Genomic DNA, 16,974 nt, shown 5'->3' on the forward strand with positions numbered 1-16,974 from the left:
CGCGGCGGCATCCCGGCCGAGCCGTCGTTCCAGCTACGTATGCCGATAGTCGCCCGGCGACGGATGTCCGCGCCGGGCCTGCGGCGGATTCTCGATGCATGGCAGATTCGATCGTGGTCACCCGAGGGTTGACCAAACGCTACGGGGAGCACACCGCCGTCGACGACGTGAACATGAGCGTCGCGTCCGGCGAGATCTACGGCTTCCTCGGCCCGAACGGCGCGGGCAAGACCACCACCCTGCGCATGCTGGCCGGGTTGATCCGCCCGAGCGAGGGCGCGGTCACGATCGCTGGGCATCGGCCCGGCGACCCCGCCGTGGTGCGCCGGATCGGCGTTCTCATCGAGGGTCCCGGCTTCTATCCCTACCTCTCCGGCCGGGACAACCTGCGCGTGCTCGCCGAATATCGCGGGCTCGGGCGGAGGGAGGTCGAAGACGTGCTCGAGCGAGTCGGGCTGGCCGGCCGCGGCGAGGACAAGTACCGCACCTACTCGCTGGGTATGAAACAGCGTCTCGGCGTCGGCGCGGCATTGCTGGGCAACCCCGACCTGCTCATTCTGGACGAGCCGACCAATGGCCTCGATCCAGCGGGGATGGCCGACATGCGAGAGCTGATCACCGCTGTGGCCGCTGAGGGCCGCACTGTGCTGTTGTCGAGCCACCTGCTCAGCGAAGTCCAGGCGATCTGCGACCGGGTCGGGGTGATCTCGCAGGGCAGGCTGCGCACCGAGGCGACCGTCGCGCAGCTGCGCGGCAACTCGTCGCTGCTGCTGCGCGCCGAGCCGGTGGAGGTGGCCCTGCCCGCGGTGCGACGGCTGGCGGGTGCGCGCTCGGCGTTGCTGACCGCGAAAGGCATCCGGATCGAGTCGGACACCGTGACCGCGCCCGCCGTGGCGCGCGCGGTCATCGCGTCGGGGGCGGATCTGCTGGAACTGCGGGTCGAGGAGAAGTCCTTGGAGGAAGTGTTCTTCGAGATGACTGGATGGGAGACCGCGCGATGACCGGCACGGCGATCCGCGACCTGATCGCGAGCACGAAGGCCGAGATGCTGCGGCTGCGCAAGTGGCCCGCGTTCTGGATCATTCTCGGCACATGGATTCTGCTGAACCTCACGTTCGCCTATCTGTTCAACTATCTGGCCTACACCTCCGGGGAATCCAGCCGGATGTCCAACGGCTTGCCGCGCGATGTGCTGCTGCAACAGATGCTGCCCGCCGCGGTGCCCGAAGTGTTCACCCAAGGTATGGCCATGTTCGGCGGTGCGCTGATGCTCATTCTCGGCGCGCTGACCGTGGGCAGCGGATACGGTTGGGGCACCTGGAAAACGGCGTTCACTCAGGGGCCTTCGCGAGTACAGGCGGTCGCCGCGGTGGTGGTGAGCCTCGCGGCCGTGGTGGTGGCGCTGGTGTGCGCGGCGTTCGCCGCCGACATCGCGCTCGCCGCGCTGATCGCGGCGTCGCAGTCGCAGGCACTCACCGCGCCCGCGTTGGATCGGTCGCTGCTCGGCATCCTGACCGGCGTCGCCATTCTCGGTATGTGGACGCTGGCGGGGGCGCTGATCGGCGCCATCGCTCGCGGACCCGCGCTCGCGGTGGGGCTCGGCCTGGTCTGGGTGCTGGTGGTGGAGAACCTGTTGCGCGGCGTCGCGGGGATCTTCGCGCCGATCGAAGTGGTCACCGATCATCTGCCCGGCACGGCGGCCGGGTCGCTGGCGGGCGCGATGCGCACCGTGGACGGTCCCGCCACGCCCGGTGTGCTGCAGGTCCTTTCGCGGACGGAATCGCTGGTGGTGCTGGCCGCCTATCTGGCGCTGTTCGCGGTCGGCACGATTTGGCTGATGCGCGGACGCGATCTGGTGTGAACCACGAGGGGTGGCGAAACCGGTGGTGGATGTCGTCCACCGCCGGTTTCGTCGTTCATGGACTCACCCGAGGCCCGAGAACGGCTTCGGCGATGGCGCGCAGCGCATCGGTGATCTGTCCTGAGGTCAGCCCGCGCTCACGTTGCTGTCGGTAGACCTCCGCTGCCAGCGGTGCGAGCAGCGGGTCGACCAGCGCGTCCGGTTCGCGAATTCCCGCCGCGGCCAACAGTCCTCGCACATGCGCGTACCAGAAGCCGTAGGCGCCGGTCGCGAAGCGGGCTCCGCCGATTTCGGCGCCCAGCACCAGATGGGCGTGTGTATCGAGCAATTCGACCATCGCGGCGTAGAACGCGGCCAGCCGCTGTGCGGCCGGAGCTCCTGGACCCAGCGGCGGGGGGCCGGAAAGCAGTTTCTGTTGCAGCGCTCGCTCGTGTTCGTCCAGCAGCGCCACCGCCACCGAGGCGGTGTCCGGATAACGCCGGTAGAGGGTGCCGCGGCCGACGCCCGCGGCCTTCGCGATGTCGTCCATCGTCACCGTGCGCGGATCCCGGGTGGCGAACAACTCCGCGGCGGCGGCGAGCACTTTCGCCCGGTTGCGTGCGGCGTCCGCGCGTTCCGGCGCAGGCGCCGACCGGCCCGGCCCTTGACCGGTGAGCAGGTCGGATCGCGGTTCCATGCAGTGACTGTAGCCGATTCCGGGTTAAGTGGACAATATGTCCACATCGGTCGTATGGTTGTCCCGTCCGCAGAAATGGACATTCCGTCCGGTTATTCGGAGGTTCGATCATGAGCACCTTGTTGCACCTCGACGCCAGCGCTCGGCCGCGGTCGATCAGTCGGGAATTGAGCGCCGCTTTCGCGGAGGCGTGGCGCGTACGGCACCCGGACGGCCGCTATCTCTACCGTGACCTCGCCGCGCAGCCGGTGCCGTTCATCGGAGAGGCGTGGACCCAACTGTGCGACGCCGTGCTCGCGCTGCCGAGCACGGATCCCGAACGGCTCGGTGAATTGGCGCGCACTCCCGAACAGGCCGCCGCGTGGGAGGTCGTCGAGCCGCTGCTGGCCGAGCTGCTCGCGGCGGACGTGATCTTGATCGGCACCCCGATGTACAACTACTCGATCCCGGCCTCGCTCAAGGCATGGCTGGACCAGGTGACCTTTCCGCGAATGTCGCTGGGACACCGGCGGTTCGTCGTGACGAGCGCGCGAGGCGGCGCTTATTCGCCCGGCGCTCCCAAAGCGGCCTATGACTATCAGGAACGCTTTTTGCGCGACTTCTTCGCGGGCCATTTCGCGGTTTCCGACACCGTTTTCGTGCACGCGGAGTACGCCAACTCGCGCCAGGACCCGGCACTGGCACACTTGCGTGCCGAGCACGACAGGTCCCACGCTCGCGCTCTGGCGACCGCGAGTGACCTGGCCAGGGAGTACTGACATGAACTGGGTGGTCCTCGCCGCCGCCGGACTGGTGGAGATCGTCTGGTCGCAGAGCATCAAACCGACCGAGAATTTCACCAGGCTCGTCCCGACCCTGATCTGCTTCGTTCTCGGTGTCACCGCCGTGTACCTGCTGTCGCGGGCCATGCAGACGTTGCCGGTCGGCACCGCCTACGCGGTGTTCACCGGCATCGGCGCGCTCGGCGCGATCACGCTCGGCATCGTCGTCCACAAGGACCCGATCGGTGCGGGACGGTTGCTGGCCCTCGCTTTGATCCTCGGCGGCATCGTGCTGGCTCGGATCACGAATCCCGAGTAGAACAACGGATTCGTCTGGCGCGCCGCGCTTTACCGCGCCGATCGCGCGGCGTGGGTGCGCGGTGCGCCGAGGCGAACCCGATCGGCGAACCGGTGCGCCGGGGCGAGCCGGCCGGGGTAGGTTCGTGCTGAATCGTCAAACGATCATCGGCGAAAGGACCGTGATGCCCACACGTACCGCGCGTACTGCCTGGACCGGCACCCTGCAGGAGGGTTCGGGACAGGTCGAACTGGCCAGTTCAGGGGTCGGTAAGTACGACGTGTCGTTTCCCAAGCGTTCCGCCGAGGAGGCCGACGGCACCACCAGCCCGGAGGAGCTGATCGCGGCCGCGCACTCGTCCTGCTACGCGATGGCGCTCTCGGCGCAGATCGGCAACGCGGGCGGCACCCCGGAGAGCCTGGACGTCACCGCCGACGTGACCCTCGGCCCCGATCCGGCGGGCGGCTTCCGGATCACCGGCATCGAGCTGACCGTCCGCGGCCGCGTCTCCGGGATCGACGCCGACGCCTTCCAGGCCGCCGCCGAGGCCGCCAAGGCGGGCTGCCCCGTCAGCAAGGCCCTCGCCGGCGTCGACCACATCACCCTCGACGCCGCTCTCGCGTAATTCGGCCACCGGTTTCGTGCCCCTCCCACAGTGCGGGGGCACGAAACCGGCACGGCATCAGCGTCCGCGGAAGTAGCGACGGGCCGGGCGGGTGTAGAGAGCCGGGATCGCGATCAGGACGGCTACGACGTGAACGGTACGAAGCGTCGCGAGCAGCAAGCCGACGGGTGGGGTGTCCCGGAACAGATCGCGGAATTCGTTCGCGGACATCGCCGCGGCGAGCGGCTCGATGATCAGGGACAGCAGACCGAGCACGCCGATGCCGACGGTGATCAGCAGGCGGGCCCAGCGGTCGCCGCGAGTCATACGCACCGCGACGGCCAGCACCAGCAGATAGATCGCGATGCGAAGGCCGAGCCCGGGCGCCACGCTCGTCGGGTCGGCCGTCGAGAAATCGCGGGCGGCCCGCGCGATCGCCTCGGCGCCACCCGCGACCAACGCGACGACCAGAGCGTTGAACGCGACGCGCACCGCGCGCGGCGGTCCGGAAGGGGCTGCGCCCCGCGATGCGGGCCGGACGGAAAAGGCAGTGCCGGTCATGGGGCCGACACTGCCTCACTGCTTCCGAACGCGAATCACCCTGCGGTAGCGGGCGCTACCGATACCGGAGTATCGGTGCGTGTGGCGAACTCGGTGAGCGCGGCGAAGCCGAGCGCCAGGCAGGCCCACAGAGTCGCGGTCTCGGCCAGCGAGGCCACCCGGAACTGCCACAGCAGGGTGGCCGGGAAGTCCGCGCTCACCTCGTTCACGCCGGGCAGCAGGACGTAGCCGAGCGCGGTGACCAGCACGAACGCCGCGACGCCGCCGATCAGCCGGAACGTGGGCAGCTGGGCGCGCAGCGCGGTGAACGCCGCCACCGCCGCACCGACCGCGACGATGCCCAGCACAACGGCGGCCAGCCACAGCAGAGTGCGCTCGTTGATGGTGTCCGGGTCGCCGACCGCGGGCGGGTTGGCCGGGTACTTGAAGAACGGCACCGCGACGATCGCGGCCCAACCGGCCACACCGAGCGTCAGCGCGAGCCGCGGCCCGGACAGCGTGGTGTAGCGCCGCGCGAAGTGCGCGACCGAGGCGTAGATGGCGCCGAGCGCGAGACCGGCCAGGCCGAGGGCGAGAAACTGCCCGAACTTCTGGCCGCCGCGGCTCACCAGCGGTTCTTCCTCGTCACCGTGGGAATGGCCGCCGGGCGATTCGGCGTGCTCGCCGTGGGAGTGCCCGTCCGGCGATTCGGCGTGTGAGCTGTGCGCTTCCTCGATGGCGATGGCCGCGTCGACTTTGGGTTCGCCGACGAAATAACCGACTGTGGCGGCCAGCAGTCCGGCGATCAGACCGGCCAGCAGGCCGCGCAGCAGCAGGGTTCGAAGCGAACCGATCAGTGGCACGGAAGCCCCAGCAGGTGACGTCCGTCGTGCATCAGCTCATGCAGGTACATCCCGCTGCGCGAGATGACGCCCTGATCGAAGCCGACCAGGTACAGCGTGAGCAGTGCGAGAAGAACGACACCGACCGTGACGAGCACGGTGGCCAGGGAATCGGTTGCCCGGCTGGGTGAATGCGCGATGGCCATTCGAGTCCTCCTTGGGATACGCGTCCCTTAGGGTGGTGGCGCGACGGTGCCGGTGTCTGGCTTTCCGGCACCGGACTCGGTGCGTGGAACACAGTGGCGCGACCGCTCCGGAATCTCACCGGAATTACCGCGTCACCCTCGCGTTTGTCCCTCGAACTGTGACACCCGCACACCCTCGGCGTCAACCGGGTCCGGCACGGGCGTACCACGGCGTCGGGCGAGTCGCCGGGCAGGCTGGCCTGCCCGGCGGTGCGGCGCGCAGTCAGTTCGCGGGTTTGGCGTCCACGTCGAGCACGACCTCGAACTCGAGCAGCGACGCACCCGTCGAGACCGGCTTCTGACGCTCGCCCGCATGCGCCTCGCGCGCGGGCCCGTCCCGCCAAGCCGCGAAGGACTCTTCCGAGTCCCACTGGGTGACAACGAAATACCGCTTCTCTCCGGCCACCGGGCGCAACAGCTGGAAGCCGAGGAAGCCGGGGGAGTTCTCGACCGCGTGCGCGCGGTGGGCGAACCGCTTCTCCAACTCGGGGCCCGCGCCCTCGGGAACCTCGATCGCGTTGATCTTCACAACAGCCATGTGTCCAAGCTAGCGGCTGCCGCCGAGCAGATGCTCGGTGCCTCGTATTGTCGAACCGATGTTGCACGACGAAGGCGGAGCAGGCGCGCCGATCCTGCTGCTGCACGGACTGATGGGCAGCGCGCGCACGTGGCGCGATCAGCTGGGCTGGCTGCGCGAGCACGGCCACGTCTACACCTTCGACGCCGCCGGGCACGGCAGGCCGGCGCCCGCGGAGCTGACGACCGAGGCCTTCGTCGCCGACCTCGCCGCCCGCACCGCCGCGATCGAAGAGCCGATGGTCGTGATCGGGCATTCGATGGGGGCTCTGCACGGCTGGGTATTCGCGGCGACCCACCCCGACCGGGTACGCGCGCTGGTGATCGAGGACATCGCGCCGGACTTCACCGGCCGCACCGCCGCGCACTGGGCGGCGATGATCGAGGCGTGGCCGCAACCGTTCCCCGACGAGGAGGCCATGCTGTCGTTCTTCGGGCCGGTCGCCGGGCGCTACTTCTCGAACGCCTTCGAACACGGGCCGGAGGGATACCGGCTGCACGGCTCGGTCGCCACCTTCCGCGATATCTCCGAGGAGTGGGGGACACGCGATTTCTGGCAGCAATGGCATGCGGTGCGGGTGCCCGCGCTGCTGCTGGAGGGCGAGCACAGCATCACACCGCCGGGGCAGATGCGGCAGATGGCCGCCGCCCATCCGCACGCCGAACACGTGTTGGTGCCGGGCGCGGGCCATCTCGTGCACGACGATCAGCCCGACCGCTACCGAGCGGAAGTCGAGCGCTTCCTACGGCGAGTGCTCGCCAGCTAGCGGCACGGAATCATCGCGGCGTTCGTCAGTTGTCGAATCCGGTGGCCCCGCCTTCGCCCGCCAACGCGAACAGGCCGTCGGGCGTCTGCTCGATCAAGCCGTCCACCAGCAGCGAGTCCAACGCGCGGTCGCGCTGGCCCGGGTCGCGGGTCCAGGCCAGATCCAAGCGGACCCGCTCCACCGGCCCGCTCGCGTGCCGCAGGACATCCAGCAGCCTGCCGCGCGCTTGGCGGTCGGTGCCCTCGTATTTCTGGGTGCGGCGGACCACCTCGCTCGCCGGCCGTCCCGCGGTGACCCACGCGCAACTCGGCAGCGGGCAGCGCGAGCAATCGGGGGTGCGGGCCGTGCACACGGTCGCGCCGAGTTCCATGAGGGCGGCGGAGAACACCGCGGCGCGGTCGATCCGCAGCGGCAGCAGCGCCTCGGTCTCGGGCAGATCCCGCGACGAGGGGTTACCCGCTTCCGCGCGCCCGTGCACCGCCCTGGCAACCACACGGCGGACGTTCGTGTCCACCACGGGAACGCGTTGTCCGTACGCGAAACAGGCGACGGCGCGCGCGGTGTACGCGCCGATGCCGGGCAGCCCGAGCAGAACCTCCACATCGGCGGGCACCTCGTCGCCGTGCTCGCTCGCCAGCACCCTCGCGCACTCGTGCAGCCGCAGCGCACGGCGCGGATAGCCGAGCTTGCCCCAGGCGCGCAGCACTTCCGCCTGCGACGAGGCGGCCATCGCCGAAGGCACCGGCCAGCGCGCCACCCATTCCCGCCAGATCGGTTCGACCCGGACCACCGGAGTTTGCTGGAGCATGATCTCGCTCATCAGGATCTGCCATGCGGTGACGCCGGGGCGGCGCCACGGCAGATCGCGCGCGGTCTCCGCGTACCAGTCCAGCAACGTGTCGGCGTCGATGCCGTTCGGTGCGCCGTTCCGCACTGTCCTCACCATCCCCGTACTACTGCTGCCAGGCGACATTTGCCCGCCCGTAACCGACCGAACTCGCTGGTAACCGTAACCGTCCTGCACAATGGTCGGTATGCCGGATTCCAACCCGATCAGTGCCTGGAAGTCCTTGCGCGAAGGAAACGACCGCTTCGTCAGCGGCGCGCTGCTGCATCCTAGCCAGGGTGCCGCCGACCGGGCCAAACTCGTCAGTGGCCAGCACCCGCACGCGATCCTGTTCGGCTGCGGCGACTCCAGGGTCGCCGCGGAGTTGATCTTCGACCAGGGTCTCGGCGACATGTTCGTCGTTCGTACCGCGGGCCATGTGGTCGACAGCTCGGTGCTCGGCTCGATCGAGTACGGCGTGCAGGTGCTCAACGTGCCGCTCATCGTAGTGCTCGGCCACGACAGCTGCGGCGCCGTCAAGGCCACCATCGACGCGCTCGACGGCGGCGAGGTGCCGGGCGGATTCATCCGCAGCGTGGTCGAGCGGGTCGCGCCGTCCATTCTGGTCGGCCGCCGCGAAGGCTTGTCCACCGTCGACGAGATGGAGGCCAGGCACGTGGTGGAGACCAGCCGCCTGCTCATGCAGCGGTCGATGATCATCTCGCAGCGGGTCGCGACCGGCGAGCTCGCCATCGCCTGCGTGACCTACAAGCTGGCCGAGGGCAAGGCGCAGTTGCACCGGGTCGTCGGCAACATCGGCGAGGTGGTCTGAGCCGCGGCACGCCCGCGCCGGGGTCGGCGTGCCGGCGGAATGTACTCGCCGCCCGCGGGCGCACGCGGCCGACACGCCGTGCCCCTGAGACGATGCGCCCGATGGTGCCCTTACCGTTGAGACGTGCTGGAACCGAATGGACCGCTGCCACCGGAGATCTATTGGCGTCGACGCGTGTTCGCCATCGGAATCCTGGTGGTCGCCCTGGCGCTGGTGATCTGGGTCGTGCTCGCGGTCGTACGCGGCGGCGACTCGCCCGGTGACGCCGCGGCCGGCGGGACCAGCTCGGCCGTGACCAAGTCCGCCGACGCGGCGGCCAAGCCCTCGGCCGAGTCCGGCGCGCCCAAGTCCTCCGCGGCGGCCACCACCCTCGCGGCCGGACCGTGCCCGGACCAATCGCTGGCGATCAAGGTGACCGTCGAGCAGCCCACCTACAAAACGGGTGAGCAGCCGGTGTTCGGGATCGTCATCACCAACATCTCGGCGGTGGCGTGCACCCGTGACATGGGTTCCGGCCTCCAGCAGGTCTCGGTGCACACGCTCGACGGCCAGCGGCGTCTGTGGTCGAGCACCGACTGCTATCCCGATGGTCAGCCCGACGTCCGCACGATGGGCCGCGGTGAGCAGGCGGCGTTCACTGTCACCTGGTCGGGCACCACGTCCCAGCCGAACTGCGCGGGCGAACGCGTCCAAGTCCCACCGGGGCCCTACAGCGTCGTGGCGCAGCTGGGTTCGGTACGCAGCATGGCCGAGCCGTTCAACATCGCTTGAGAGGGGAGGGGTCAGCTGGCGGCCTCCTCAGGGGCGGCGCGTAGTTTGCGCAGGCCCGCTATGCGGATGGCGGAGCGCAGGTCGGTGACCTCGTGGATCTTCATGGTGCTTTTCACCGGGGCCAGGCCGGGGGGCACCAGGGCAGTGGTGAAGCCGAGGCGTTCGGCTTCGGCCAATCTGCGGTTGACGCCGGTCACCTTGCGGACTTCGCCCGCCAGTCCGACCTCTCCGAGGATCACCCAGCCAGGAGGAATCGGGACATCGGACTCGGCGCTGGCGATGGCGAGCGCGATGGCGAGGTCGGCCGACGGCTCGACCAAGCGCATACCGCCGACGGTCGCGGCGTACACATCGCTCTTGCCGAGGAACACCCGGCCGCGGCTCTGCAGGACGGCAAGCACCATGGCGACCCGGTTGTAGTCCAGGCCGCTGACCGCGCGGCGCGGTTGCGGAATCTCGGTCTTCACCGTCAGGCCCTGCACCTCGCCGACCAGCGGACGCTTGCCGTCCATCGCGACCGTCACCGCCGTGCCGGGCACGGAATCCGTCCGGTGGTGCAGGAACAGGCCGGACGGGTCGTCCACGCAGGCGATGCCGTCCTCGTGCAACTCGAAGCAGCCGACCTCGTCGGCGCTGCCGAAGCGGTTCTTGATGCCGCGCACCATGCGCAGCGTGGAGTTCTTGTCGCCTTCGAACTGGAGCACCACGTCGACCAGGTGCTCGAGCGTGCGCGGGCCCGCGACGTTGCCGTCCTTGGTGACGTGCCCGACCAGCAGCACCGCGATGCCGCTCGCCTTGGCCAGCGAAGTCAGGGCCGCGGTCACCTCGCGCACCTGGGTGACGCCGCCGATCACGCCGTCCACCTCAGGGGCGAGCATGGTCTGCACCGAGTCGACCACCAGCAGCGTCGGCCGCACCTGCTCGACGTGTCCGAGCACGATCGACAGGTCCGACTCCGCCGCCAGATAGACCCGGTCGTGCACCGCTCCGGTGCGATCGGCCCGCAACCGGACCTGCCCCGCCGACTCCTCGGCGGTGACGTACAGCGACTTCTCGTCCCGCTGGGCCGCCCAGCGATGCGCCACCTCGAGCAGCAGCGTCGACTTGCCCACTCCCGGCTCGCCGGACAGCAACACGACCGATCCCGGCACCACCCCGCCGCCGAGCACCCGGTCCAACTCGGTGACACCCGTCGGCCGCGCTTTGGTGATCTTGGAGTCGATCTGCGAGAGCGGCGCGGCCGCGGTGCTCGGCAACATCGCCTTGCGCCCCGGCGAACCGACCGCACCCGCCGCGGCGACTACCTCCTCAACGGTGCCCCAAGCCCCGCACTCAGGACACTTGCCCACCCATTTCGCGACCTCGTGCGAACAGGCGGAGCAGCGAAAGGTCGGCTTCGTCTTTGCCACACCGGCACCATACGCACCGGCTGTGTTGGATTTCCAGCGCCTGCGGCGCTGGGTGTTCGCGGCCCCTTTGTGGCTCGCGTGTGCGCGACCGCCGCTTGCTCCTTCGTCGCCTACGCGGCGGCCGCGCACACGCGAGCCGGGCCGCGAACGGCGGATGCTCGGTCTCGCTTCGCTCGAAAGACGTGGTGGGGGTGTACTGGGCACGTGGGTATCGAAGCTCGCTACCGGTGTACGCGGGTAGCGAGCGCTCCGCCTCGGCGCGCAGCTTGCCTGCTACTCGGGCCGACTGTTTGATGTCGCATAGGAGCAGTGGCTCTCCGCGCACGGGGGGTGGTGCGCGGACCGCGGGCGCGCTGAGCTCCCGCCGCGCAGTGGCTCTCCGCGCCAGGGGTGGTATGTCGAGTCGGGAGGCGCTGCCCGGTAAGAAGGTTTATGGCGTGGCCGGGGCCGCTCCATCCACACTTTCCGAGCCCCGCAGGGCGCGAGTCTTACGAGCGCCGTTCGCGGCCCGGTTCGTGGCCGGGTGGGCGAAGCGCATGCGACGCAGTCGCGAGTCTCGCCCGCCCGGCCACGAACCAAGAAGGGGCCGCGAGCACGCAGCGCCGCAGGCGCTGCAAATCGAACTCAGTGGCCGCCGCTGTGTTCGGCTTCGGCCGGGCCGGACTTGTCGGACTCGTGGCGCTCGGTGTGCTGGCCCGCGTCGACCGGGACCTGGACCTGGACGGTGCCGTTCTGCTTGAAGTTGAACGAGACGTTGTAGGTGAGGCCGGGGGAGATGTCCCTGGTCAGGCCGGTGATCTCGATCAGGATGGGGTTGGCCTCCGGGTCCTGGCCCGCGGCGGGGGAGCCGTGCTCGCCAGCGCCGTGCGACTCGGCGGTGGTGGTCGGCGCGGCGGAGCGCGGAGCGGAGGTGGGCGCGCCCGCGCTCGTGGTCGGCGCGGCGCTGGTGGTGGTCGGCGCGGCCTCGCGCTTGACCGGCTGGGTCGCCGCGACGACGGTCTGCTGCGGGGCGAGCTCGACGACCGACTTGCCGGAGGCCGGGGTGATCTTGACGGTGCCCAGGTCGGTGGTGATGCTGGTCAGCTCGTCGGTCACGGACTCGCCGTTGTTGATGATGGACAACGCGATGAGCGCCTTGCCGCCCTTGGTGTTGGTGTACCCGGTGCCCTCGGACGGATACACGATGTGCACGTTGCGCAGGGCGATGCGGCCCACGTCGGCGTGGTTGCCGTTCACGGCGGCGACCTGTTCGGCGGTCTGCGAGATCTGGCCCGCGCCGCAGCCGGACAGCGCGATCGCCGCTCCGGCGGCGAGTGCGGCAACCGTCACCATGCGACGTCGCGCCCCCTTGGGGGCGGTCACAGCTTTCAGGGCAGTCACGGGTTGTCCCTCCATGTCGACCGGGCTCTGGCTCCGCGCGGGAGCGTAGTAACTAGGCAGCGTAGTAGTTCCCTCGGCGGCACGGGCGCGGGGGCCGGGTCGAACTCGGGGCAAGCCCGCGCGCACGCGGTGGAGTGTGCGGCCGACCACGGGACGTGCGCGCCGACACTCGGCGCGTTGATAACGGTTCGATCGAACTTCGGAAGGTTGCCGCGAAGGTGCCGGCGCGCGGGCGGCGAGCGGCGGCGACGGAGCCGGGAGATAACCCGTTCTGGCACAACGTAATGCACACCGCCTGGCATCTGTCAAGCCCCTGGCCTTCCTCGTTGTGGCCCTGACCTGCACAGTTGATCGCGCCGTTACCGAGTCGCATGTTAAACTGTGAACATCGAAAGGGGCACGGGACACATGATTTTTAAGGTCGGAGACACCGTCGTTTACCCCCACCACGGAGCGGCGCTGATCGAAGCAATCGAGACTCGCACCATCAAGGGTGAGCAAAAAGAGTATCTGGTCCTGAAGGTCGCCCAAGGCGATCTCACTGTTCGGGTTCCCGCGGAGAACGCCGAATACGTCGGCGTGCGTGACGTCGTGGGTCAGGAGGGTCTCGATCGGGTCTTCCAGGTGCTTCGGGCGCCGCATACGGAGGAGCCGACCAACTGGTCCCGCCGCTACAAGGCCAACCTCGAGAAGCTCGCTTCCGGCGATGTGAACAAGGTGGCCGAGGTCGTCCGCGATCTGTGGCGCCGGGAACAGGACCGCGGCCTGTCCGCGGGTGAGAAGCGCATGCTCGCCAAGGCTCGGCAGATTCTTGTCGGTGAGCTCGCGCTGGCCGAAGGCACCGATGACGGCAAGGCTGAGACCCTGCTCGATGAGGTCCTCGCAGCGGCTTCCTGACCGTGAACACAACTGACAACGGTGTCCGTTCCAGTGACGGACCCGTCGTTGCTCTTGTGCCTGCCGCCGGTCGTGGCGTGCGTCTGGGTGAATCGGCACCCAAGGCGTTCGTCCCGGTCGGCGGCAGGCCCATGGTCCGGCTCGCCGTCGAAGGCTTGATCGCCTCCGGCGCGGTCGACCGGATCATCGTGATGGTTCCCACCGAACTCGTCGACAGCGCCGTTGCCCTGCTGCCGCCAACGAGTTCGGTTCAGGTGGTCGTCGGCGGCGCCGAACGCATCGACTCGGTGCGGGCGGGTATCGCCGCGGCGCCCGACGCCGCCTACTTCCTGGTGCACGACGCCGCCCGAGCGCTCACGCCGCCCGACCTCATCGCCAGGGTCGCGGCCGAACTGCGCGCGGGGCGCCCCGCCGTGGTCCCCGGGCTTCCGGTAGCCGACACCATCAAATCCGTCGACGCGGCCGGCGCGGTGACCGGCACTCCCGATCGCGCCCGGTTGCGCGCCATCCAGACGCCGCAAGGTTTCGCGGCCGACCTGCTGCGCTGCGCGTACGCGCCGGAGGGCATCCAGGCGACCGACGACGCGGGTCTGGTGGAGCGGCTCGGCGTCGCGGTCCACACCATCCCCGGCGATCCGCTCGCCTTCAAGATCACCACTCCCCTCGACCTCCGGCTCGCCGACGCGGTGCTCGACGGCGCGGGCGTCGGACGGGCGGTGGCGCCGTGACCATGCGCGTCGGCATCGGCAGTGACGTCCATCCGATCGAAGCGGGCAGGCCGTGCTGGATGGCGGGTCTGCTGTTCGACGGCGACGACGGCTGCGCGGGCCACTCGGACGGCGACGTCGCCGCGCACGCCCTGTGCGACGCGCTGCTGTCCGCGGCGGGCCTCGGCGATGTCGGCGCGGTGTTCGGCACCGGACGCCCGGAATGGGCCGGCGTCTCCGGCGCGGCCATGCTGAAGGAAGTGCGCAGGCTGCTGGACGAAGCGGGCTTCGAGGTGGTCAACGCCGCGGTGCAGGTGATCGGCAACCGCCCCAAGATCGGGCCGCGGCGCGCCGAGGCGCAACAGGTGCTCGGCGGACTGCTCGACGCCCCGGTCGCGGTGTCCGGCACCACCACCGACGGGCTCGGCCTGACCGGTCGCGGCGAGGGTGTCGCCGCCGTGGCGACCGCCCTGCTGCAAGCTTGTCGTTGATCCAGCTCCGACGGACCCGAGCCGGTCCGTGAACGACCTTATACACCAGCTAGGATCGACTGCCGTGACGCTGCGCCTCTTTGACACCGACACGCGGACCATGCGCGATTTCGCGCCCTTGGTCCCCGGCCGTGCTTCGGTGTACCTCTGTGGCGCCACCGTGCAGGGCGAGCCGCACATCGGCCATGTGCGCAGCGGAGTCGCGTTCGACGTGCTGCGACGCTGGTTGATCGCGCACGACATCGACGTCTTCTTCATCCGCAACGTCACCGATATCGAGGACAAGATCCTGACCAAGGCCGCCGAGGCGGGCAGGCCGTGGTGGGAGTGGGCCGCCACGCACGAGCGCGCCTTCGACCGCGCCTACGAACAGCTCGGTGTGCTGCCGCCGTCCGCGGAGCCGCGCGCCACCGGCCACATCACCCAGATGGTGGAGATGATGCAGCGGCTGATCGACCGCGGTCACGCCTACGCCTCGGCCGGGAACGTCTATTTCGACGTGGTCAGCTACCCCGATTACGGCAAGCTGTCCGGCCACAAGCTCGACGACGTGCACCAAGGCGAGAGCGCGGGCGAGGGCAAACGCGACCCGCGCGACTTCACCCTGTGGAAGGCGGCCAAGCCCGGCGAGCCGACCTGGCCGTCGCCCTGGGGGCCCGGCCGCCCCGGCTGGCACCTGGAGTGCTCCGCGATGGCCGAGTTCTATCTCGGCGCGGAATTCGACATTCATTGCGGCGGTATGGATCTGGTGTTCCCGCACCACGAGAACGAGATCGCCCAGTCGAAGGCGGCCGGCGACGGTTTCGCCCGGTACTGGCTGCACAACGGCTGGGTGACCATGGGCGGGGAGAAGATGTCCAAGTCGCTGGGCAACGTGCTGTCCGTGCCGAATGTGCTCGAGCAGGTGCGGGCCGTCGAATTGCGGTTCTACCTGGGCAGCGCGCACTACCGCTCGATGCTGGAGTACTCGGAGAAGGCGCTGCACGACGCGGCCCAGTCCTACCAGCGCATCGAGGCGTTCGTGAACCGGGTGGTGGACCGGGCCGGTGAGGTTCCGGTGGGCAAGTGGACCGACGCGTTCGCCGCCGCCCTCGACGACGATCTGGCGGTGCCGAAGGCGTTGGCGGAGATCCACCGCGTGGTGCACGAGGGCAACAAGGCGCTGGAGGTCGGCGCGATCGATTCCGCGCGCGACCTCGCCGGTCAGGTGCGCGCCATGCTCGCCGTCCTCGGTGTCGATCCGCTCGACCCGCACTGGTACACCCCGAGCGATTCCTCGGCCGCGCTCGGCGCTCTGGACGTGCTGGTGCGCGCCGAACTCGACCGCCGCCAGCAGGCGCGCGCCGCCAAGGACTGGGCGACCGCCGACGCCGTGCGCGATCGCTTGCAGGCCGCGGGCATCGAGGTCACCGACACGGCCGACGGCCCCGAATGGGCGCTGGCGGCATCACAATCCGGAAAGGCCGAGTGATGGCAGGCAATTCGCAGCGTCGCGGTGCGGTTCGCAAGAGCGGCAGCAAGAAGGGCGCCGTGGTGGGCTCCGGCGGCAAGCGCAGGCGCGGACTGGAGGGACGTGGCGCCACGCCGCCCGCGGAGATGCGCACCAAGCACCCCGCCGCCAAGCGGGCCGCCGCGAAAACCAAGGCCGCGCAGGGACGTTCGTCCGCGCGCGGTGCCACCACCCGTCCCGCCGGACGCAAGACCGAGGACGGCCCCGAGTTGGTGCTCGGGCGCAATCCGGTGGTGGAGTGTCTGCGAGCCGGTGTGCCGGCGACCGCGCTGTACGTCGCGGTCGGCACCGAGAACGACGACCGCTTGACCGAGAGCGTGCGGCTGGCCGCCGACACCGGGATCTCCATCCTGGAGGTGCCGCGTACGGATCTGGATCGGCTGAGTGCCAATGGTTTGCACCAAGGCGTAGCCCTTCAGGTGCCGCCGTACCGCTACGCCCATCCGGACGATCTGCTCGACCGGGTGCGGGGCGCCGCCGAGCCCGCGCTGCTGGTCGCGCTGGACAATATCTCCGATCCGCGCAACCTGGGTGCGGTGGTGCGTTCCGTGGCCGCCTTCGGCGGTCACGGTGTGCTGATCCCGCAGCGGCGCAGCGCGAGTGTCACCGCGGTGGCCTGGCGCACCAGCGCGGGCGCCGCCGCCCGGCTTCCGGTCGCCCGCGCCACCAATCTCACTCGCACGCTGAAGGATTGGGCGGCTCAGGGTATCCAGGTGGTCGGCTTGGACGCCGGCGGCGACACCACGCTCGACGATTTCGACGGCCGCGAGCCGACCGTGATCGTGGTCGGCTCGGAGGGCAAGGGGCTGTCGCGCCTGGTGCGGGAGTCCTGTGACACGATCCTGTCGATCCCGATGGCCGGGCCGGTGGAATCGCTGAACGCGTCGGTGGCCGCCGGGGTGGTGCTTTCGGAAGTCGCCCGCCAGCGCCGCGTGTGAAGGTTTGCGCCTCGCACGCCTAAAAACACGGAGAGGCCGCTCA

At 69.7% G+C, this 16,974-nt stretch carries 21 protein-coding genes and 1 riboswitch; of the genes, 13 read left to right on the forward strand and 8 right to left on the reverse strand.

Annotated features, from left to right (window positions below; all coding sequences use genetic code 11):
* The first annotated feature begins 98 nt into the window (after nucleotides 1-98).
* Both ACH49X_RS31430 and ACH49X_RS31435 read left to right on the forward strand, forming a co-directional pair.
* Nucleotides 99-1,001: an ABC transporter ATP-binding protein gene (locus ACH49X_RS31430; protein ID WP_357208974.1), complete on the forward strand. Its 903-nt coding sequence runs from the start codon at nucleotides 99-101 to the stop codon at nucleotides 999-1,001.
* A complete protein-coding gene (locus ACH49X_RS31435; protein WP_357208975.1) occupies nucleotides 998-1,861 on the forward strand; it encodes an ABC transporter permease in 864 nt (287 codons plus the stop codon). Before ACH49X_RS31430 ends, ACH49X_RS31435 begins: the two co-directional genes overlap by 4 nt.
* Before the next feature lie 55 nt (nucleotides 1,862-1,916).
* Here the strand turns inward: ACH49X_RS31435 and ACH49X_RS31440 are convergent, their stop codons facing one another.
* Complete coding sequence (locus tag ACH49X_RS31440; protein WP_195078027.1) at nucleotides 1,917-2,537, reverse strand: TetR/AcrR family transcriptional regulator; 621 nt, start codon at nucleotides 2,535-2,537, stop codon at nucleotides 1,917-1,919.
* A 110-nt stretch (nucleotides 2,538-2,647) separates the two neighbouring features.
* Between ACH49X_RS31440 and ACH49X_RS31445 the strand changes: the two genes are divergently transcribed.
* From ACH49X_RS31445 to ACH49X_RS31455, 3 genes are all read left to right on the forward strand, one after another.
* Nucleotides 2,648-3,295 (forward strand): FMN-dependent NADH-azoreductase, encoded by a 648-nt coding sequence (locus tag ACH49X_RS31445; protein WP_195078028.1) that lies wholly within the window; start codon nucleotides 2,648-2,650, stop codon nucleotides 3,293-3,295.
* Between the two features lies 1 nt (nucleotide 3,296).
* On the forward strand, nucleotides 3,297-3,617 hold the full coding sequence (locus ACH49X_RS31450) for a multidrug efflux SMR transporter (RefSeq protein ID WP_195078029.1): 321 nt from the start codon (nucleotides 3,297-3,299) through the stop codon (nucleotides 3,615-3,617).
* A 163-nt stretch (nucleotides 3,618-3,780) separates the two neighbouring features.
* On the forward strand, nucleotides 3,781-4,221 hold the full coding sequence (locus ACH49X_RS31455; RefSeq protein WP_067794871.1) for an OsmC family peroxiredoxin: 441 nt from the start codon (nucleotides 3,781-3,783) through the stop codon (nucleotides 4,219-4,221).
* Nucleotides 4,222-4,278: 57 nt separating this feature from the next.
* On the opposite strand, the gene ACH49X_RS31460 is transcribed toward ACH49X_RS31455, so the two are convergent.
* The 4 genes from ACH49X_RS31460 to mhuD all read right to left on the reverse strand — a co-directional run bounded on the left by ACH49X_RS31460 (nucleotide 4,279) and on the right by mhuD (nucleotide 6,365).
* On the reverse strand, nucleotides 4,279-4,761 hold the full coding sequence (locus ACH49X_RS31460; RefSeq protein WP_357208976.1) for a hypothetical protein: 483 nt from the start codon (nucleotides 4,759-4,761) through the stop codon (nucleotides 4,279-4,281).
* Nucleotides 4,762-4,796: 35 nt separating this feature from the next.
* On the reverse strand, nucleotides 4,797-5,603 hold the full coding sequence (locus ACH49X_RS31465; protein ID WP_357208977.1) for a CbtA family protein: 807 nt from the start codon (nucleotides 5,601-5,603) through the stop codon (nucleotides 4,797-4,799).
* On the reverse strand, nucleotides 5,594-5,788 hold the full coding sequence (locus ACH49X_RS31470; protein WP_039794710.1) for a CbtB-domain containing protein: 195 nt from the start codon (nucleotides 5,786-5,788) through the stop codon (nucleotides 5,594-5,596). The genes ACH49X_RS31465 and ACH49X_RS31470 overlap by 10 nt, the downstream gene beginning before the upstream one ends.
* A gap of 29 nt (nucleotides 5,789-5,817) precedes the next feature.
* A riboswitch (cobalamin riboswitch) is annotated at nucleotides 5,818-5,970 on the reverse strand.
* 80 nt (nucleotides 5,971-6,050) lie between these two features.
* Complete coding sequence (gene mhuD, locus ACH49X_RS31475; RefSeq protein ID WP_039794711.1) at nucleotides 6,051-6,365, reverse strand: mycobilin-forming heme oxygenase MhuD; 315 nt, start codon at nucleotides 6,363-6,365, stop codon at nucleotides 6,051-6,053.
* 58 nt (nucleotides 6,366-6,423) lie between these two features.
* Between mhuD and ACH49X_RS31480 the strand changes: the two genes are divergently transcribed.
* The gene (locus tag ACH49X_RS31480) at nucleotides 6,424-7,170 is read left to right on the forward strand and encodes an alpha/beta fold hydrolase (RefSeq protein WP_195078032.1); all 747 of its coding nucleotides are present in this window, start codon (nucleotides 6,424-6,426) and stop codon (nucleotides 7,168-7,170) included.
* A gap of 25 nt (nucleotides 7,171-7,195) precedes the next feature.
* Here the strand turns inward: ACH49X_RS31480 and ACH49X_RS31485 are convergent, their stop codons facing one another.
* Nucleotides 7,196-8,116 carry an A/G-specific adenine glycosylase gene (locus ACH49X_RS31485; RefSeq protein WP_357110704.1) on the reverse strand — a complete coding sequence of 307 codons (921 nt, stop codon included), beginning with the start codon at nucleotides 8,114-8,116 and terminating at the stop codon, nucleotides 7,196-7,198.
* An 88-nt stretch (nucleotides 8,117-8,204) separates the two neighbouring features.
* Between ACH49X_RS31485 and ACH49X_RS31490 the strand changes: the two genes are divergently transcribed.
* Complete coding sequence (locus ACH49X_RS31490) at nucleotides 8,205-8,828, forward strand: carbonic anhydrase (RefSeq protein WP_195078033.1); 624 nt, start codon at nucleotides 8,205-8,207, stop codon at nucleotides 8,826-8,828.
* 123 nt (nucleotides 8,829-8,951) lie between these two features.
* Nucleotides 8,952-9,599, forward strand: coding sequence for a hypothetical protein (locus ACH49X_RS31495; RefSeq protein WP_357110707.1), 648 nt, complete (start codon nucleotides 8,952-8,954; stop codon nucleotides 9,597-9,599).
* A gap of 11 nt (nucleotides 9,600-9,610) precedes the next feature.
* On the opposite strand, the gene radA is transcribed toward ACH49X_RS31495, so the two are convergent.
* Both radA and ACH49X_RS31505 read right to left on the reverse strand, forming a co-directional pair.
* Nucleotides 9,611-11,008 carry a DNA repair protein RadA gene (radA, locus tag ACH49X_RS31500; protein WP_195078035.1) on the reverse strand — a complete coding sequence of 466 codons (1,398 nt, stop codon included), beginning with the start codon at nucleotides 11,006-11,008 and terminating at the stop codon, nucleotides 9,611-9,613.
* 624 nt (nucleotides 11,009-11,632) lie between these two features.
* Entirely contained in the window at nucleotides 11,633-12,388 is a 756-nt protein-coding gene (locus ACH49X_RS31505; RefSeq protein ID WP_357111122.1) for a hypothetical protein, read from the reverse strand.
* 408 nt (nucleotides 12,389-12,796) lie between these two features.
* Here ACH49X_RS31505 and carD point away from each other — a divergent pair, with 408 nt between their 5' ends.
* From carD to rlmB, 5 genes are all read left to right on the forward strand, one after another.
* Nucleotides 12,797-13,285, forward strand: a complete 489-nt coding sequence (gene carD, locus ACH49X_RS31510; RefSeq protein ID WP_011206964.1) for an RNA polymerase-binding transcription factor CarD — start codon at nucleotides 12,797-12,799, stop codon at nucleotides 13,283-13,285.
* A 2-nt stretch (nucleotides 13,286-13,287) separates the two neighbouring features.
* Nucleotides 13,288-14,013, forward strand: coding sequence for a 2-C-methyl-D-erythritol 4-phosphate cytidylyltransferase (gene ispD / locus ACH49X_RS31515; RefSeq protein ID WP_195078036.1), 726 nt, complete (start codon nucleotides 13,288-13,290; stop codon nucleotides 14,011-14,013).
* A gap of 2 nt (nucleotides 14,014-14,015) precedes the next feature.
* Nucleotides 14,016-14,483: a 2-C-methyl-D-erythritol 2,4-cyclodiphosphate synthase gene (gene ispF / locus ACH49X_RS31520; RefSeq protein WP_195078402.1), complete on the forward strand. Its 468-nt coding sequence runs from the start codon at nucleotides 14,016-14,018 to the stop codon at nucleotides 14,481-14,483.
* Between the two features lie 64 nt (nucleotides 14,484-14,547).
* On the forward strand, nucleotides 14,548-15,954 hold the full coding sequence (gene cysS / locus ACH49X_RS31525) for a cysteine--tRNA ligase (protein WP_357111125.1): 1,407 nt from the start codon (nucleotides 14,548-14,550) through the stop codon (nucleotides 15,952-15,954).
* Nucleotides 15,954-16,931 (forward strand): 23S rRNA (guanosine(2251)-2'-O)-methyltransferase RlmB, encoded by a 978-nt coding sequence (gene rlmB, locus ACH49X_RS31530; RefSeq protein ID WP_195078038.1) that lies wholly within the window; start codon nucleotides 15,954-15,956, stop codon nucleotides 16,929-16,931. Before cysS ends, rlmB begins: the two co-directional genes overlap by 1 nt.
* The last annotated feature ends 43 nt before the right edge of the window (nucleotides 16,932-16,974 follow it).

It is taken from the genome of Nocardia sp. NPDC019323, from assembly GCF_044389845.1.
Lineage (GTDB): Bacteria > Actinomycetota > Actinomycetes > Mycobacteriales > Mycobacteriaceae > Nocardia > Nocardia implantans.

Coding starts and splice junctions, on each gene's coding strand:
- ACH49X_RS31455 (WP_067794871.1), top strand. CDS start 3,781: ATGCCCACACGTACCGCGCGTACTGCCTGGACCGGCACCCTGCAGGAG.
- ACH49X_RS31470 (WP_039794710.1), bottom strand. CDS start 5,788: ATGGCCATCGCGCATTCACCCAGCCGGGCAACCGATTCCCTGGCCACC.
- ACH49X_RS31450 (WP_195078029.1), top strand. CDS start 3,297: ATGAACTGGGTGGTCCTCGCCGCCGCCGGACTGGTGGAGATCGTCTGG.
- mhuD (WP_039794711.1), bottom strand. CDS start 6,365: ATGGCTGTTGTGAAGATCAACGCGATCGAGGTTCCCGAGGGCGCGGGC.
- ACH49X_RS31445 (WP_195078028.1), top strand. CDS start 2,648: ATGAGCACCTTGTTGCACCTCGACGCCAGCGCTCGGCCGCGGTCGATC.
- ACH49X_RS31460 (WP_357208976.1), bottom strand. CDS start 4,761: ATGACCGGCACTGCCTTTTCCGTCCGGCCCGCATCGCGGGGCGCAGCC.
- ACH49X_RS31435 (WP_357208975.1), top strand. CDS start 998: ATGACCGGCACGGCGATCCGCGACCTGATCGCGAGCACGAAGGCCGAG.
- ACH49X_RS31430 (WP_357208974.1), top strand. CDS start 99: ATGGCAGATTCGATCGTGGTCACCCGAGGGTTGACCAAACGCTACGGG.
- carD (WP_011206964.1), top strand. CDS start 12,797: ATGATTTTTAAGGTCGGAGACACCGTCGTTTACCCCCACCACGGAGCG.
- ACH49X_RS31440 (WP_195078027.1), bottom strand. CDS start 2,537: ATGGAACCGCGATCCGACCTGCTCACCGGTCAAGGGCCGGGCCGGTCG.
- rlmB (WP_195078038.1), top strand. CDS start 15,954: ATGGCAGGCAATTCGCAGCGTCGCGGTGCGGTTCGCAAGAGCGGCAGC.
- ACH49X_RS31490 (WP_195078033.1), top strand. CDS start 8,205: ATGCCGGATTCCAACCCGATCAGTGCCTGGAAGTCCTTGCGCGAAGGA.
- ACH49X_RS31480 (WP_195078032.1), top strand. CDS start 6,424: ATGTTGCACGACGAAGGCGGAGCAGGCGCGCCGATCCTGCTGCTGCAC.
- ACH49X_RS31485 (WP_357110704.1), bottom strand. CDS start 8,116: ATGGTGAGGACAGTGCGGAACGGCGCACCGAACGGCATCGACGCCGAC.
- ispF (WP_195078402.1), top strand. CDS start 14,016: ATGCGCGTCGGCATCGGCAGTGACGTCCATCCGATCGAAGCGGGCAGG.